Here is a 16,126-nt window from a genome sequence, read left to right as displayed (position 1 = left end):
CCTCGCCGTGATCGACAACCTGCTGCTGATCCTCCCCCTCTACGCGCTGATCGTACTGGGGTTCGGGATCGTGAAATCCGGCTATTTCCCCGGCGAACACATGGGCGCGGTCAGCCAGTTCGTGGTCCGCGTCAGCCTGCCGGTGCTGATCTTCGCCGCCGTGGTGAAGGGGGCCAGCGGCGGCGGGATGAACCCGCTCTTCATCCTCGCCTATGCCATCGGCTCGCTGATCTCCATGGCGGTGCTCTTTGCGGTCATGCGGCTCTGGCTCAAGCAGCCGCCGAACCAGGCGATGATCATGACGCTGGGTGCAGGCGTGTCCAACACCTCCTTCCTCGGCATCCCGATCTCCTCCGCCGTCTTCGGCGATGCGGCGGCCCCGGTCGTGGCCTCGATCCTGATCGTCGAGAACCTCGTGGTGCTGCCGATCGCGCTGATCGCCTCTGACTACCTCTATTCCCACGGCTCGGGCATCGTCTCGGCGGTGAAGCAGATCGGCCACGGGCTGATCACCAACCCGCTGGTGATCGCGCTTGCCCTCGGGCTGACGGTGGCGGGCCTCGGGGTGCATATCCCGACGCCGCTCCAGACCTCGATCACCATGCTGGCGGCGATGGCACCGGGGGCGGCACTGGTGATCGTGGGCGGCACGATTGCCATGTACGAGGTCCACGGCGTCTGGCGGCGCGTCTCGGTCCTGACGGTGGTGAAGCTGGTGGTACACCCGCTGGCGGCCAGCCTGACGCTGGCGCTGATGCCCGGGATCGACCCGGAGATCCGCCGCATCGGTATCGTCTTTGCCGCGCTGCCGATGATGACGATCTTCCCCATCCTCGCCCGGCGGCACGGCGCCGAGATGCCCGCGGCCTCGGCCGTGGTGGTGGCCACGGCGCTGTCCTTCATCACCGTCAGTGCGGTGATCTGGTTCGTGACCCACTAAGCCCCGCAGGCCGGTGGATCAGCCGCGAAAGGCCGTCACCGCGCCCCGCGCGCCCTGCATCAGGAACCCCTGATCGGTGCCGAGGATGAAGAGGCTGGCCCCGATCTCGCGCCATTGCCCGGCCTGTGCGGGCTGTCCGAGGAAGAGCCCCGTCGCCGCCCCCTGCGCCGAGATCACCCTGCGGCACATCTCCTGCACGGCGGGCGCAGCGGGATCGGTCTCGCCCGCGGAGACGGCCAGGTCCACCGGCCCCACCAGCAGCGCATCGACGCCGGGGACAGAGGCGATCCAGCCCGCGTTCTCCACCGCCTTCGGGTCCTCGATCTGGCAAATCAGCACCGCTTCCTTCTGTTGCTGCGCATGGTGGCGCGCGATCCCCCGCGCGCCATAGCCCGCCCCCGCCGTGGAGGGCGAGAAGCCGAGGTCGCCGTCGGGCGCGAACCGCATCGCCCGCACGAGGGCGCGCGCGTGATCCGCGTCGCGCACCTGCGGCACCATCACGCCCGCTGCCCCCGCATCCAGCGCGGTGGCGATCCACGGCACCTCGCAGGGCACGCGGACCAGCGCCGCGATCCCCGCCGCCCGCGCCGCCATCAGCATCAGCGCCAGCGTGCCGCGGTCATAGGGCGCGTGTTCCGCGTCGAGGATCAGGCAGTCGAAACCCGCCTGCCCGAGGATTTCCACCGTCGCCGGGTCCTGCGATTTCACGAAGGTCCCGGTCAGCGGATCGCCTGCCCGCAGGCGGCGGGCAAAGGCCTCACGCGGGTCCATAGCCGCCGCCCCCGGGGGTGATCATGAAGACCTCGTCATCCGCCTGCATCTCGCGCTTGCGGGTGTCCTCGACGCTTTCGCCGTTGATCTGGAACACCCCCGGTTTGCCGTCGCTGCCCCCCAGCAGGCCCTCCGGGCCCGACTTCAACCGCGAGGGGATCGTGTTCAGCAGCCACGACCGCCCGGTGCGCATGCGGTAGCCAATCCGCTGGCCATCGCCGCCCGGCTGCCGCCCTGCCCCGCCCGAGCCGTGTTCCAGCTCCTTGCAGGTAAATGCGATGGGATAGGTCGCCTCCAGCACCTCCACCGGCACGGCCGAGACGCCGGTGGGATAGCACACCGCCGAGATGCCCGGCTTGGACGCCCGCGCGCCCATGCCGCCTGAGTAGTTGAACATGGAGGAGGTGAAGGGCCGCCCCTCCTTGTCCTTGCCCTGGATCTGCACGGTCCAGACCGCGCCGGACCCTTCCGCCACCACGCTGTCGGGGATCACCTGCGCGAGCGCCTTGAGGATCGGGAAGGGCACATACATGCCGACCACGTGGCGCGCGTTCACCGGCGAGGGATACTTGGCGTTCACCACGCATTCCTCGGGCAGCTTCAGACGGATCGGCGCCAGCGAGCCCGCGTTGTTCGGCAGGTCCGGGTTCAGCGAGGAGCGCACGGCGAAGGTGGCATAGGCGTGGGTATAGGCAGGCACGACGTTGATCCCCATGGAGGACGGCGGCGACGACCCGTCGAAGTCTACCACGATCTCGCCCGCCTCGGCATCCACCGTGACGGCGGTCTTGAGCGTGATCGTCTGCCCGCCCGGCACGTCGAAGGTGGAGGCGCCGTGATAGGTCCCGCCCGGCAGCTTGCGGATCGCGTCGCGCGTGGCCTTTTCGGACCGGGCGATGATCTCCTCCGACAGTTCCGCGATGTCATCCAGCCCATAGCGGTCGCACAGCGCATTCAGCCGGTCCGAGGCGATGATGCCCGAGGACACCTGCGCGCCAAGATCGCCCATCAGCGCATCGGGCGTGCGCACGTTGCGGCGGATGATCTGGAACAGCGTCTCGTTCGGCTTGCCCGCCTCGTAGAGCTTCATGGTGGGGATCCAGAGCCCCTCCTCGTGGATGTCCCGCGCGCCGGAGCCGATGCCATAGCCACCGATATCCGCGTGGTGGATGGTGGAGCCGGCATAGCCGATGATCCGTTCGCCCCTGAAGATCGGCGACAGCACGGTGATGTCGAAGAAGTGGCCCGCGGACATCCACGGATCATTGGTGATCAGCACGTCGCCCGGCTTCAGGCTGTCGCGGTCGCAGTTTTCCAGCAGGTTGCGCGCAGCCGCCGCCAGCGAGTTGATATGCCCCGGCGTGCCGGTCACGGCCTGCGCCACCATGCGCGCCTGTTCATCGAAGAGGCCGTTGGCAAGGTCGCCCGCCTCGCGGACGATGGGCGAGAAGGCGATGCGCTGCAACGCGCGGGCCTGTTCGCTGACGATCCCGATCAGGTTCGACCAGAGGATCTGAAGTTCGACGCCATCCATGCTCATGCTGCTTCTCCCGTCTTCTCGGCCACGAGGCTGCCGCTCTCGTGCCGTGTCACGACCCAGCCGCCGAGGACAAAGATCGTCGTTTCCCGTTCTTCGATGATGACCGGACCTGCGATACGGTCCTCTTCGGTGATCGCGCGGCGCTGCCAGACCGGCACCTCCTGCGCGTCGCCCTTGATGTAGACGGGGCGCGTTTCCTCGCCCCGGTCGCCGTCGAGGCCCGCCTGACCCGGATCGCGCTTCGGCTGGCGGCCAGAGGCCGTGACCAGCCAGTTCACGATCTCGATCTCCATCCCGTCGAGCTTGAGGCCGTACTGCTTGTCGTATTCCGCCTCGAACAGGTCCTTGATCGCCTGCGCGTCGCGCATCTTGCGCGGGTCGGCGGGCAGGTCGATCCGCACCTCGGACTGCTGGCCGAGGTAGCGCATCTCGGCCGCGAAGGCGAAGTTGAACTCATCCTCGCGGATGCCTGCCTCGGCCAGTGCGGTGGAGCCTTCGAGGATCATGCTGTCGAGCACGCTGTCGACCCCGCACCAGTCGATGGTGTCCAGCGTGGCCACATGGCTGCGCACCAGGTCGATCTGCGCCGGTGTCACCAGCGTGCCGAAGGCCGAGAGGACCGAGGCCAGCGGCGGATAGATCACCTTGGAGCTTTCGGTCAGCTCAGCCACCATGCAGGCATGGACCGGGCCCGCTCCGCCGAAGGCCAGCAGCGGCAGGCCGCGGTAGTCGATGCCGCGCTCCGTCGCATGGGTGCGGGTGGCGGCGGCCATCTGCTCGCAGACCACCTCGAAGACACCCCATGCCGCCTTGTGGCGCGGCAGGTTCAGCGTCTCGCCCAGCCTGTCATAGGCCGCCTCGGCGCCCGCAAGGTTCAGTTGCATGTCGCCGCCGAGGAAGCGTTCCGCGTTCAGGATGCCAAGAACGAGGTCCGCATCGGTCACGCAGGGGTCTTCGCCGCCGCGGCCATAGCAGACCGGCCCGGGCATGGAGCCCGCGGATTCCGGTCCGATCTTCAGCAGGCCCAGGTCGTTCACCCAGGCGATGGAGCCGCCCCCGGCCCCGATCTCGATCATGTCGATGGAGGGCACGGTGATCGGCATGCCGGAACCGGGCTTGAAGCGATAGCGGCGGTCGACCTCGAAGGTGCCGGTGACCAGCGGTTCGTGGTTCTGCACCATGCAGGCCTTGGCCGTAGTGCCCCCCATGTCGAAGCTGATGAGGTCGGGAATGCCGAAGATCCGGCTGAAGTAGCAGGCCACCAGTGCCCCCGCCGCAGGCCCGCTTTCGATCATCCGCACCGGCATGGTGGAGGCGCGTTCCGCCCCGATCACCCCGCCGTTCGATAGCATGATCAGCGGCTGCTGCTTGAAGCCGCGCGCCTTCAGCTCGGCGATCAGCGCGGTCAGGTAGGGCCGCGTGATCGGCACCGTGTAGGCGTTGATCGCCACGGTCGAGGCGCGCAGGTATTCCCGCATCTGCGGCGCGATGACGGAGGAGAGTGAGACATAGATCTCCGGCGCTTCCTCGGCAAAGACGCGGCGCACCTCTTCCTCGTTCCCCCCGTTGCGGTAGGCATTCAGCAGGCAGACCGCGACAGAGACGACACCCTTGGCGCGGCACTCCGCGATGACCTTGCGGACCTCGTCGCGGTCCACCGCCACGCCCACGCTGCCATCGGCATAGGTGCGTTCCTTCAGGGTGAAGGTGCGTTCCGCCGGGATCAGCGGCTCGGCGAATTCGATCTGGGGATCGTACATGTCATAGCGGTGCTCCTCGCGGATATAGAGGATATCGCGGAAGCCCTCCGTCAGGATCAGCCCCACCGGCGGGCCCTTCCGCTCGATCAGCGCGTTGGTCACCACGGTCGTGGCATGGACCACCACGTCGTCCACGTCGGTGGGCGCGATGCCCGCGTGGCCGGTGACCAGCTCCACCCCGCGGAAGAAGCCTTCCAGCAGGTTGTTGTGGGTGGTCAGGGTCTTGTCCACGAAGCTGCGGCCATCGTCGGCCAGCAGGACCGCATCGGTGAAGGTGCCGCCGATGTCGATGGCGAGGGAATATCGGGTCATACGGGGTACTCCATGCATCCAAGTTCGGCCGAGATCTCGCGGGCCGCGCGCGTGACGGCGACCACGAAGGCCTCCGCCGGTTCCGGGGTGAGGTGCTGCACCGAGCCGACGATGGTCACCGTCGCCACGAAGCGTCCCTCGATGTCGAAGATCGGGGCCGAGACGGCGTTCACGCCCGGCAGGGTTTCCTGTGGCGCCACCGCCCAGCCTTTGCGCCGCGCCTCCGCCACCTGAGACGTCAGCGGCTCGGGCAGGTCACGGCCCGCCACCGGCGCCCAGTAGGCAAGCGCCAGCTTGCCCTGCGCCGAGGTCTCAAGCGGCAGCACCGCACCGGGCTTGGTGACGATCTGCACCGGCGTCTCGATCCGGAAGATGTCGAGGACACGCATGCCGCTGGCCTCGGGGATCGAGAGGGTGACGGTCTGCTGCACCTGCGTGCGCAGCGCCTGCATGATCGGGCGCGCGGCGGCGGTCAGCTGGGTACCGTCCGCGATCGCCTGCCCGAGGTGGAAGAGCTTCAGCGTCAGCCGGTAACGCTCCGTCTCGGGGTCCTGCCGGACATAGCCCAGCGTCACCAGCGTCTGCAGGTAGCGGTAGATCCGCGCCCGCGGCATCCCCAGCGTGTTGGCCAGATCCGTCACCCGCGAAGGTTCGGCCACCCGGGCCATTTCCTCCAGAATGGCAAAGGCCGCCACGGTGGATTGGTTCGTCGTGTTGGAGTTGGAAATATCGCCCATGTTATCCTCCCAGAAGCGCGGGCAGGCTGAGGGTCAGCGCCGGGATGAAGGCCACCAGCAGCAGCGTGATCAGGCAGATCGCGATCATCGGCAGGATCGCCAGCGCGACCTTCTCCAAGGGCTGCTTGCCGATGGCCGAAACGATGAAGAGGCACAGCCCCACCGGCGGCGTGATCATCCCGATCATCAGGTTCAGCACGACCATGATCCCGAACTGCACCGCGTCGATGCCAAGCAGCGGAAAGATCTCGTTCAGGATCGGCATCGCCAGCACCAGAGCCGCCAGCGGTTCGAGGAAGAGCCCCAGCACCAGCAGCACGAGGTTCAGGAGCAGGATCAGCACCCAGGGCTCCTCGCTGACGCCGCGCAGGGCGGCGGCGATGGCGCGCGGGATGTTCTCGATCCCGAGGATGAAGGCCGTCATCGAGGCCATCGCCACGATCAGCATCACCCCCGCCGTCATGGTCGCGGTGTCATAGAAGGCCTGCGCGATCTTGGCCCCGGTCAGAGTGCGATAGAGCAGCCCGCCGATGATCAGCGCATAGAGCGCGGCCACGGCGGCGGCTTCGGTCGGGGTGAAGACCCCGGTGCGGATGCCGCCGACGATAATCACGGGCAGCAGCAGCGCGGGCAGCGCCTTGATCGCCAGCCCCTTGCGTTCCTCCGCCGGGATCGCCTCGGGCAGCGGGTGGTCCTCCACCTTGGCGCGCCACAGCGCATAGCAGATCAGCAGGGCGCAGAGCGCGAAGGCCGGCACGATGCCTGCAAGGAACAGGTCGGAAATCGAGGTGCCCGTCAGCACGCCGTAAAGGATCAGCGACAGCGAGGGCGGCACCAGCGGCCCGAGGATCGACCCCGTCGCGGTCAGCGCCGCCGCATAGGCCGCCTTGTAGCCGTCGCGCACCATGGCCGGGATCATGATCGACCCGATGGCCGAGGCCTCGGCCGTGGCCGCCCCCGACACGCCCGAGAACATCATCGAGGCGACGACGTTCACCACGGCCAGCCCGCCCTTCACGCGGCCCACCAGCATCTGGGCAAAGCGCACGATCTGGCGCGTCAGCTCGGCCGAATTCATCAGGTTGCCTGCGAGGATGAAGAAGGGGATCGTCAGCAGGACGAAATTATCGATGCCGGCGATCATCTTCTGCGGGAAGCCGATCATCAGCTGCCAGCGGTCGAAGGCAAAGAGGTAGACCACCGAGGACAGCCCCAGCGAGAAGGCGATGGGAATGCCCAGCACCATCGCGCCGACGAAGATCACGAGGTAGAGGGTCATTCGACAAGCCCCTCCTGCCCGCGGTCCAGCACCTGGCCCAGCGTCTCGCCCCGCGGGATCGCCGCAAGGCACAGGACGAGGTCCCCCAGCAGCCGCAGCGCCAGCAGGCCCATGCCCACCGGCAGCGCGACATAGACCCAGAAGGTGCCGGGCGCCTGCGGGGCGTTCTCGCCGAAGATATCCTCAAGGATGAAGCGCATGGCGGGGATCACCGCGCGGCCCGCGCGTTCGGCATAAAGCCAGCCGTACCAGACCAGCAGCAGGCACAGCGCCATGGAAAGCGCCGCGCAGAGTGCGGCCAGCAGCAGCGCGGGCACCCGCGGCAGGGCATTGGCCAGGAAGGTGAGCGAGGCGACCTCGCCCCGCTCGAAGGCCAGCACGGCCGCCAGGAACGAGAGCCAGATCAGCATGTAGCGGCACATCTCCTCGGCCCAGAGGAGCGAGGCGTTGAACCCGTAGCGCAGCACGACCTGCACGATCATCAGCGTCAGCAGCGCGCCGACCAGCGTGACCAGAAGCCAACGCAGGGCCATGCGGAACGGCCTCTGGATGGACATATGGGTCATTCTTCCTCCTTCAGGCGCTCGGGCGCCGGGTCTTGCGGGCGCCCTGGCGCCGGGGTGCAGGGCGCCGGGGGACAGGCCACGCGGGCCCGTCCCCGCGCAGCGCTCGCGGGACGGTCTTTTGAAATTCGGAATGGCGCGGGCAGCGGGGCCGCCCGCGCGACGGATCAGGTCAGGAGAAGTCCTTCTCCTGGTACTCCGTCAGGTGCAGGTAGTCGGCCCGTGGAGGCGCGAAGACGTCGAGGTTGATCGCAACCTCCTCGCCAAGCGCCTCGCCGGCATGGACCACGTCGGGGGGGATGCGCACGACCTCGCCCGCGCCCACCTCGACCACGTCCTCGCCGATCTCGAAGCGCACGCGCCCCTGCAGGATATAGGCGAGCTGCTCGAAGGGGTGGGAATGGGGTTTCTTTTCCATTCCCGGCTCCAGCCAGTTCATGACCATGATGGCCCCGTCGCCCCGGAACGCGGTCCGGGAGACCCCCGGGCGCACATCCTCGCGGGGCAGTTCGGTCCAGCGGTAGACGCTCGTGCTCATCCCTGCGCCCTCACTTCTCGGACCGGAAGGCCGCGACGAACTCGCCGATCAGCGGGTCCTTCTCCATCCAGCTGTCCACGACGGCCGCGGTTTCCGCCTGCATCTTGTCGAGGTCCGAGAGCTCCGACACCGTCACGCCGTTTTCCTCCAGGTAGGCGCGGGTATCGGCCTCCTGGCTGGCGGCGAGGGCATAGGCCTCGGTGGTGGCTTCCTTGCCGGCAGCCTCCACGGCGGTCTTCTGGTCGGCGCTCAGCTTGTCCCAGGTCATGCCGGACAGCATGATCACCCCGGGCCAGAAGTAATGGCCGGTCATGGTCACGTTCTTGGCCGCGTCATAGAGGCTTTCCGACTGGATCGAGGAGAGGTTGATCTCCACTGCGTCGATGGTGCCGGTCTCCAGCGCCGAATAGACCTCGCCATAAGCCATGCCGATCGGGTTGACGCCGATGGCCTCCCAGATCGCCTTGTGCAGCGGGATCGGCACGATCCGGGTCTTCAGCCCGCCAAAGCCGTCGGTCGAGGTGACCGCCGCTCCCCGGGTCAGGAAGTGCCGTTGCCCCGCCTCGACGAAGCCCACCCCCTTGATCGAGCTGTCATCCAGCGTCGCCAGAAGCGTATCGCCCAGATCCGAGGTCAGCACCTCCGAGAGCTGCTCGTAGCTGCCCACCACGAAGGGCAGCTGCAGCGCGTCGAAGCCCGCGGTGCCCAGCACCAGCGGCAGGGTCGCCGAAGACACCAGCGCCCCGTCGATGAGCCCGATCTGGAGCCCCTCCAGCAGCTGCTTGTCGTCGCCCAGCTGGCGGTCGCCATAGACCTCCACCTTGACCGCGCCATCGGTTTTCTCCGCCACCTTCTCGGCAAAGATCTCCAGCCCCTGCTGGAAGATATGTTTCGACGAGGCGGCATGCCCCATCTTGATCGTCACTTCCTGCGCCATCCCCGCAACCGGCAAGGCACAGGCAAGCACAGCCGTCAGACTGAACAGTTTCATGAAGGGCCTCCTCCCCTTTATGTCAAAGCGTGTTGTTTCACTCCTCAAAACACGCTATACAATAATGAAACACCGCGAATCAGATTCTGTCAACGATCCGCTTGTGCCACTTACACCCTCCCCACATCCCCCTGATACAAAACAAAAAAAGACCAACCCACCTGCGTGGCCCGGCCTTTCTCATCCACTGTTCCCAAATATCCTCGGGGGTGAATTGCGGGTCGCAGACCCGCAAGAGGGGGCAGACAACCCCCTCTCCCCGCCCGCCGCAGGCGCAATCGTTTCCCGCCGCAGGCGCAGCCACGTCCCGCCGAACGCAGCTCAGACGCTCTCCGCGTCCATCGCTCTCAGTTCGGTCTTCAGCACCTTACCGTAGTTGTTCTTCGGCAGCGCCGGCAGGAACACATAGGCCTTCGGCCGCTTGAACCGCGCGATCCGCTCAAGGCAAAGCGCATCCAGCGCCCCGGGCTCCGCCGCGCCCACGACGTAGGCCACCACGACTTCGCCCCACTCCGGATCGGGCCGCCCGATGACCGAAACCTCGGTGACCGCCGAATGCTCCAGCAGCGCCTCCTCGATCTCGCGCGGGTAGATGTTCGTGCCGCCCGAGATGATCACATCCTTCGAGCGGTCGTGCAGCGTCAGGTAGCCCGCGTCGTCCAGCGCGCCCATGTCCCCGGTCCAGAGCCATCCGCCCTTCAGCGTCTCAGCCGAGGCCTCGGCCCGGCGCCAGTAGCCGCGCATCACCGGCGCGCCCTGCACGAGGATCTCGCCCACCTCGCCCGGTGGCAGGTCGCGCCCCTCGGCATCGGCCACGCGCACCCGCACGGTGCTCTGCGCCCGCCCGACGGAGCCCAGCCTTGCACGCCAGTCCGGGCGGGACCGGTTGGCCACCTCCTCCCGGCCCAGCACGGTGATCGCCATGGGGCATTCGCCCTGCCCGTAGATCTGCACGAAGCGCGGCCCCATCAGTTCCACCGCCTCGGTGATATCGGCCACGTACATCGGCCCGCCGCCATAGACGATGGTCTTGAGCCCTTCGCCCCGGCTGCCCCGCGCCCGCGCCACGTCCACCAGCCGCCGCACCATCGTGGGCGCCGCGAACATCGAGACATTGCCCAGATCCGCCGCAAGCTCCAGCACCTCGCCGGCGTCGAACCCGCCCGAGAGCGGGATGACATGGCGCGCGCCCATGATCACATGCATGAAGTTGTAGAGCCCCGCGCCGTGGGACATGGGCGCGGCATAGAGCGCCGCGTCCTGCGCCGTCACCGCGTCCACATCGGCGAAATAGCCCAGCGTCATCGCCTCCAGATGCCGCGCCTCCAGCATGACGCCCTTTGGCTTGCCGGTGGTGCCGGAGGTGTAGAAGAGCCAGATCAGCTCCTCCGCCGCCGTGGCATGGGGCAGCACCTGCGGCGGCGCGGCCTCCAGCGCCTGCCACGACGCCCCGCCGAGGGGAACCACCGCGCAGCCCGGGCAGAGCGCCTCCAGCGCCGCCGCATAGCCCTCATCGCAGAGCAGCAGCGCAGCGCCTGCATCCTCCACGATGAAAGCCGCCTCGCGCGGGTGCAGCTTGGCATTCACCGGCACCGCCACGGCGCCGCGCCACCAGATGCCATAGAGCGCGATTAGGTACTCCGGGCTGTTCTTGGCAAAGACCGCCACCCGGTCGCCGGGCCCGATCCCGCGCGCCGCCAGCCCCCCTGCCACGGCAGCCGCCCGGGCGGCGAAAGCGCCATAATCCGCGACGACCTCCCGCCCCGCCAGCAGCGCCGGGCGCGCGGGATCGCGCGCGGCGCTGCGGGCCAGCCATTCGGCCGGGTTCATGCCTTGCCCCCGACCCTTTCGAGGATCGAGACATAGTTCGCCACGCCCGAGCCGCCCATGTTGAAGACGCAGCCCAGCTCGGCCCCGGGCAGCTGCATCTCGCCCGCCTGCCCGGCCAGCTGCCGCGCGGCCAGCACATGCATCGAGACCCCGGTGGCCCCCACCGGATGCCCCTTGGCCTTGAGCCCGCCCGAGACGTTCACCGGCAGGGCGCCGCCCTTCAGCACGGTGCCCTCCTCGATGGCGCGCGCGCCCTGCCCCTTGGGCGCCAGCCCCATGGCCTCGTAGCTGAGCAGCTCGGCGATGGTGAAGCAATCATGCACCTCTGCGAAGGAGAGGTCCTTCACCCCCACGCCCGCGGCCGCATAGGCGCGGCGGAAGGCCTCTGCCGGGCCGGGGAAATCCAGCAGCTCGCGCCGGGACATGGGCAGGTAGTCGTTCACCTGCACCGCCGCCCGGAAGCCGATGGCGTGGTCGAACTCCGCTGCCATGTCGTCGGCCACGAGGATCAGCGCCGCCGCCCCGTCCGAGATCAGGGAGCAATCGCTCATCCGCAAGGGCGGCGCGATCATCGGGTTCCTGTCGCTCACCGTGTTGCAGAACTCTTCGCCCAGATCCTTGCGCAGATGGGCCAGCGGGTTCGCAAGCGCGTTGCGGTGGTTCTTGGCGGCGATCTTGGCCAGCGTGGTGGAATGATCGCCGTAGCGCTGGAAATAGCTCTCCGCGAAGCGGGCGAAGATCATCGGGAAGCTCTGCCCGTCGTCCTCCTTGGCATAGCCCGCCTGCATCAGCGCATCGGTCACACCGGCGGTGTCCAGCGCGGTCATCTTCTCCGCCCCGATCACCAGCGCCACCTTTGCCTCGCCCGCCCGGATCGCATTGCGCGCCGCATGGAGCGCGGCCGAGCCGCTCGCGCAGGCATTCTCGCAGCGGGTCGCGGGGGTGAAGCGCAGCGCGTCATCCACCTGCAGGGCCAGCGAGGAGGCGAAGCCGTCGCGCACCATCCCGGCGTTGAAATGCCCCAGCCAGATCCCGTCGATCTGGGAGGCCTCGATCCCGGCGCTCTCGATCGCTTCCTTCACGGCGAGGCCGATCAGCCCCTCTAGGTCTTCCTCGCGGCGGCCGAAGGGGGTGTGCCCCCAGCCGACGATGCAGGCGTCCTTGGTGTCCATCTTGTCTCCTCCACTAGCTGACGGTCATAGTAGACCCGAGGGGCCGCAAAGGCCCATTGGGAAAACTACGCGGTTTCGGAGGAGGTGCTGCGTGACCGACCGGCTGGAGGCGATGCGCCTCGCCTTCGACCTCGCCCCCGTGGGCCTAGCCGTCACCCGGTACCGGGAGATCGAGACCTGCAACGGCGAATTCGCCGCGATCTTCGGCTATGCGCCCGCCGACCTCGCGGGGAAGTCGCTGTCACGGCTCTACCCCTCTGCCGAGGAATACCGCCGCATCGGCGAGATCGGACAGGCCGAGATGCGCGAGACCGGGCGCTATGGCGACACCCGCATCATGCGCCGCCGCGACGGGAGCCATTTCTGGTGCCGGGTCGAGGGCCGCTCGCTCACGCCCGGCGATCCCTTCGCCCGCGCGGTCTGGTGCATGACGGATATCTCGGAGAGCCGCCCCCTCGTGCAGCTGACGCGCCGGGAGCGGCAGGTGGCGATGCTGCTGACCGAGGGGCGGACCTCGAAGGACATCGCCCGGCTGCTTACGATCTCGCCGCGCACGGTCGAGGCGCACCGGGCGAAGCTGAACGAGAAGCTGGGAACGAAGAACACCGCCGAATGCGTGGCGCGCCTGAGCGGGCTGCCCGAGATCGGCACCGGAGGCTGAGAGATTCTAGCCTCCGGCGGGGATATTTGGGAAACGAAAATGGGGGCCGCGGGTCTGCCCCGGCCCCCATGCAATCAACGCCGTCCCCGGGCCTCAGCCCATGCGTTCGGAGGCATAGCCCCCCGGCGAGGCCGGGAAGACGATGGTCTTGTTGCCGTTCAGGAAGACGCGGTGGTGGATGTGCGCGTGGATCGCGCGGGCCAGCACCTGCGCCTCTACGTCGCGGCCGAGGCTGACATAGTCCGAGGGCGATTGCGCATGGGTGACACGGACGGTGTCCTGTTCGATGATCGGACCCTCGTCGAGGTCGGCGGTCACGTAGTGGGACGTCGCACCGATCAGCTTCACGCCGCGCTCGTAGGCCTGCTTGTAGGGGTTCGCGCCCTTGAAGGAGGGCAGGAAGGAGTGGTGGATGTTGATGATCCGGCCCGACATCTTCTGGCACATCTCGTCCGAGAGGATCTGCATGTAGCGGGCCAGCACGATCAGCTCGGCGCCGGTTTCCCGCACCACGTCCATGATCGCGGATTCGGCCTGCGGCTTGTTCTCCTTCGTCACCTTGATGCAGTGGAAGGGGATGTCATGGTTCACCACGACCTTCTGGTAATCCATGTGGTTCGAGATCACCGCCACGATGTCGATCGGCAGCGCGCCGATGCGCCAGCGGTAGAGCAGGTCGTTCAGGCAGTGGCCGAAGCGCGAGACCATGATGATGACCTTCATCTTCTCCGACTGGTCGTGGAAGGCGAAGGTCATGCCGAACTCCTGCGCCAGCGGGGCGAAGGCGGCCTCGAGGTCGGGCTGGCTGGCGCCGGTCTCGCTGGCGAAGGTGACGCGCATGAAGAACTGGCCGGTCTCCTGATCGTCGAACTGGTGGCTGTCGGAAATGTTGCAGCCGTGCTCGGCGAGGAAGCCCGAGATACCGGCGACGATGCCGCGGCGGCTTTCGCATTGGACGGTCAGGGCGATGCTGGTCATGGAGGGTCCTCGTGAGCTGGCGGTGTTGCAGGCAATGTGCCGGATTGCGGGCCAGCGTCAGCGCCGGAAACGACATTCCCGGAAGACGTTGCGACCCACGCCCTTCCCTTGGCCCTTGCCGGGCCCCGGTGCAAGGGGCAGGATGCGCCGATGTTGCGCGCGATCGATACCCCCGTCGGCCGTCTGGTGCTGGAGGCACGGGAGGGCGCGATCACCCGGCTGGGCTGGGACAGCCTGCCCGAGAGCGAGGGCGATGCCGCCGATGCCGCCCTGCTGGAGGAGGCCGCGGGCCAGCTCTCTGCCTATTTCGAGGGCAGTAGGCAGGTCTTCGACCTGCCCTTGCGGGTGGCAGGATCGGCCCTGCAGCAGGCGGTCTGCGCCGAGATGGCGGCGATCCCCTTTGGCGAGACCCGGACCTATGGCGATCTGGCGAAACGGCTGGGACGGCCCGCGCAGGCCATCGGGCAGGCCTGCGGCGGCAATCCGATCCCGGTGATCATCCCCTGCCACAGGGTGCTGGGGGCGACTGGCCTTGGCGGGTTCTCCGGAGCAGGCGGGGTCGAGACCAAGGTCGCGCTGCTGCGCCATGAAGGGGCCGCCGGGCTGCTGATCTGAGCGCCCCCTGCCCCGGGCCGGAACGCGAAACGGCCGCCCCGGGGGGCGGCCGTCCAAAAGCTCCGACAGGGTCTGCCGCGTCACTCGTTGATGACGAGCTGCGGCTTGGCCAGCGGCTTGCGCGCGTTGGCGTCGATGAACTCCAGCACCAGCGGACGGATGTTGTTGCGCCAGGACGAGCCGGCGAAGATGCCGTAGTGGCCCGCGCCCGGTTCGAGGTGTTCGCTCTTCTTGCTGTCCGGCACGCCGGTCATCAGCCGCAGCGCGGCAACACACTGGCCGGGGGCCGAGATATCGTCCTTCTCGCCCTCGACGGTCTTCACGGCGACGGTGGTGATCGCGCCGATGTCGACCTTCTTGCCGTTCACGGTGAACTCGTTCTTGGCGATCTCGCAGTTCTTGAAGATCCGCTCCACCGTCGAGAGGTAGAATTCCGCCGTCATGTCCATCACCGCCAGATACTCGTCGTAGAAGCGGTTATGGTGATCGTGGTCCGAGGCCTCGCCGCGGGCGACGCGGAAGATCTGGTCCACGAAGGCCGAGGCGTGGCGATCGGCGTTCATGGCGATGAAGGAGGTCAGCTGCAGCAGGCCCGGATAGACCTTGCGGCCCACGCCGTCATACTTGAAGCCGACCTGCTGGATCATCGTCTCTTCGAGCTGGCCCATGGTCACGCGGTTGCCGAAGTCGGTCACCTCGGTCGGGGTGGCATCCGGGTCGATCGGGCCGCCGATCAGCGTCATGGTCGCGGGCTGCGCCTCGGGCGCTTCCTCGGCGAGGTAGGCCACGGCGGCCAGCGTCAGCGGCGCCGGCTGGCAGATGGCGATGACGTTGGTGTCGGGGCCGAGCTCCTTCATGAAGTCGACGAGGTAGAGGGTGTAATCCTCAACGTCGAACTTGCCCTCGGAGACAGGGATGTCGCGCGCGTTGTGCCAGTCGGTCACGTAAAGCTCGCAATCGGGCAGAAGGCTCAGCACGGTGGAGCGGCAAAGCGTCGCGTAGTGGCCGGACATCGGGGCGACGAGCAGGATTTTCCGCTTCTTCTCTTCACGGCCCTGCACCCGGAAATGGATCAGGTCGCCGAAGGGACGCTTGAGCACCGTCTCGACCGAGACGACGTGATCGCGCCCGTCAGCGCAGGTGACCGTGTAGATTCCCCAGCTCGGCTTGGTCACCATCCGCTTGTAGGAACGCTCCATCACCTCGCCCCAGGCACCGAAGAGTTTCAGGGCCGGGTTCGGGATCGCGGCGAAGGCAGGATAGGAGGTAATCGAAGAGGCGGAGGAGGCCATCCACTGGTTCGTGTTGCGAATGGTCTCCATAAGGTCGTAGGTTGCCATAAAGCGCATATTGCGTCTCCTTGTTCGGGCAAGCCCCGCGCGGCCTGCGGTGCCCCCCCGAGCTGGCGCCGCGACTGCGTTTGCTGCATGGCAGAAAAA

The 16,126-nt window shown here is 67.6% G+C and carries 15 protein-coding genes; 3 read left to right on the top strand and 12 right to left on the bottom strand.

Translation table 11 applies throughout. The annotated features are described in order from the left end of the window. Positions 1-7 precede the first annotated feature (7 nt). Entirely contained in the window at positions 8-940 is a 933-nt protein-coding gene (locus LCM32_RS02355) for an AEC family transporter (RefSeq protein ID WP_224819447.1), read from the top strand. A gap of 18 nt (positions 941-958) precedes the next feature. Here the strand turns inward: LCM32_RS02355 and LCM32_RS02350 are convergent, their stop codons facing one another. The 10 genes from LCM32_RS02350 to LCM32_RS02305 form a co-directional block, all read right to left on the bottom strand. Beyond that, positions 959-1,711, bottom strand: coding sequence for an HpcH/HpaI aldolase family protein (locus LCM32_RS02350; protein WP_224819446.1), 753 nt, complete (start codon positions 1,709-1,711; stop codon positions 959-961). Next, positions 1,698-3,251, bottom strand: coding sequence for a hydantoinase B/oxoprolinase family protein (locus tag LCM32_RS02345; RefSeq protein ID WP_224819445.1), 1,554 nt, complete (start codon positions 3,249-3,251; stop codon positions 1,698-1,700). Before LCM32_RS02345 ends, LCM32_RS02350 begins: the two co-directional genes overlap by 14 nt. Further along, positions 3,248-5,323, bottom strand: coding sequence for a hydantoinase/oxoprolinase family protein (locus LCM32_RS02340; protein WP_224819444.1), 2,076 nt, complete (start codon positions 5,321-5,323; stop codon positions 3,248-3,250). The genes LCM32_RS02345 and LCM32_RS02340 overlap by 4 nt, the downstream gene beginning before the upstream one ends. Continuing rightward, positions 5,320-6,060 (bottom strand): IclR family transcriptional regulator, encoded by a 741-nt coding sequence (locus tag LCM32_RS02335; protein ID WP_224819443.1) that lies wholly within the window; start codon positions 6,058-6,060, stop codon positions 5,320-5,322. Before LCM32_RS02335 ends, LCM32_RS02340 begins: the two co-directional genes overlap by 4 nt. A gap of 1 nt (position 6,061) precedes the next feature. Further along, positions 6,062-7,339, bottom strand: a complete 1,278-nt coding sequence (locus tag LCM32_RS02330; protein WP_224819442.1) for a TRAP transporter large permease — start codon at positions 7,337-7,339, stop codon at positions 6,062-6,064. Next, positions 7,336-7,905, bottom strand: a complete 570-nt coding sequence (locus tag LCM32_RS02325; protein WP_224819441.1) for a TRAP transporter small permease — start codon at positions 7,903-7,905, stop codon at positions 7,336-7,338. The genes LCM32_RS02330 and LCM32_RS02325 overlap by 4 nt, the downstream gene beginning before the upstream one ends. 169 nt (positions 7,906-8,074) lie before the next feature. Then, positions 8,075-8,440 carry a cupin domain-containing protein gene (locus LCM32_RS02320; protein WP_224819440.1) on the bottom strand — a complete coding sequence of 122 codons (366 nt, stop codon included), beginning with the start codon at positions 8,438-8,440 and terminating at the stop codon, positions 8,075-8,077. A gap of 10 nt (positions 8,441-8,450) precedes the next feature. Beyond that, entirely contained in the window at positions 8,451-9,431 is a 981-nt protein-coding gene (locus LCM32_RS02315; RefSeq protein ID WP_224819439.1) for a TRAP transporter substrate-binding protein, read from the bottom strand. 321 nt (positions 9,432-9,752) lie between these two features. Then, positions 9,753-11,261, bottom strand: a complete 1,509-nt coding sequence (locus tag LCM32_RS02310) for an AMP-binding protein (protein ID WP_224819438.1) — start codon at positions 11,259-11,261, stop codon at positions 9,753-9,755. Continuing rightward, positions 11,258-12,433 (bottom strand): acetyl-CoA acetyltransferase, encoded by a 1,176-nt coding sequence (locus LCM32_RS02305; protein ID WP_224819437.1) that lies wholly within the window; start codon positions 12,431-12,433, stop codon positions 11,258-11,260. The genes LCM32_RS02310 and LCM32_RS02305 overlap by 4 nt, the downstream gene beginning before the upstream one ends. A 91-nt stretch (positions 12,434-12,524) precedes the next feature. Between LCM32_RS02305 and LCM32_RS02300 the strand changes: the two genes are divergently transcribed. Continuing rightward, positions 12,525-13,094, top strand: coding sequence for a LuxR C-terminal-related transcriptional regulator (locus tag LCM32_RS02300; RefSeq protein ID WP_224819436.1), 570 nt, complete (start codon positions 12,525-12,527; stop codon positions 13,092-13,094). A 93-nt stretch (positions 13,095-13,187) separates the two neighbouring features. Here LCM32_RS02300 and purU read toward each other — a convergent pair whose 3' ends face one another. Beyond that, a complete protein-coding gene (gene purU, locus LCM32_RS02295) occupies positions 13,188-14,072 on the bottom strand; it encodes a formyltetrahydrofolate deformylase (RefSeq protein ID WP_224819435.1) in 885 nt (294 codons plus the stop codon). Positions 14,073-14,222: 150 nt separating this feature from the next. Here purU and LCM32_RS02290 point away from each other — a divergent pair, with 150 nt between their 5' ends. After that, entirely contained in the window at positions 14,223-14,687 is a 465-nt protein-coding gene (locus LCM32_RS02290; RefSeq protein WP_224819434.1) for a methylated-DNA--[protein]-cysteine S-methyltransferase, read from the top strand. 80 nt (positions 14,688-14,767) lie between these two features. On the opposite strand, the gene phaZ is transcribed toward LCM32_RS02290, so the two are convergent. Beyond that, entirely contained in the window at positions 14,768-16,036 is a 1,269-nt protein-coding gene (gene phaZ, locus LCM32_RS02285) for a polyhydroxyalkanoate depolymerase (protein WP_224819433.1), read from the bottom strand. Positions 16,037-16,126 lie beyond the last annotated feature (90 nt).

This window comes from Pseudooceanicola nanhaiensis (assembly GCF_020171315.1).
GTDB lineage: Bacteria > Pseudomonadota > Alphaproteobacteria > Rhodobacterales > Rhodobacteraceae > Pseudooceanicola > Pseudooceanicola nanhaiensis_A.
This window is presented reverse-complemented; position numbering and strand designations above follow the sequence as displayed.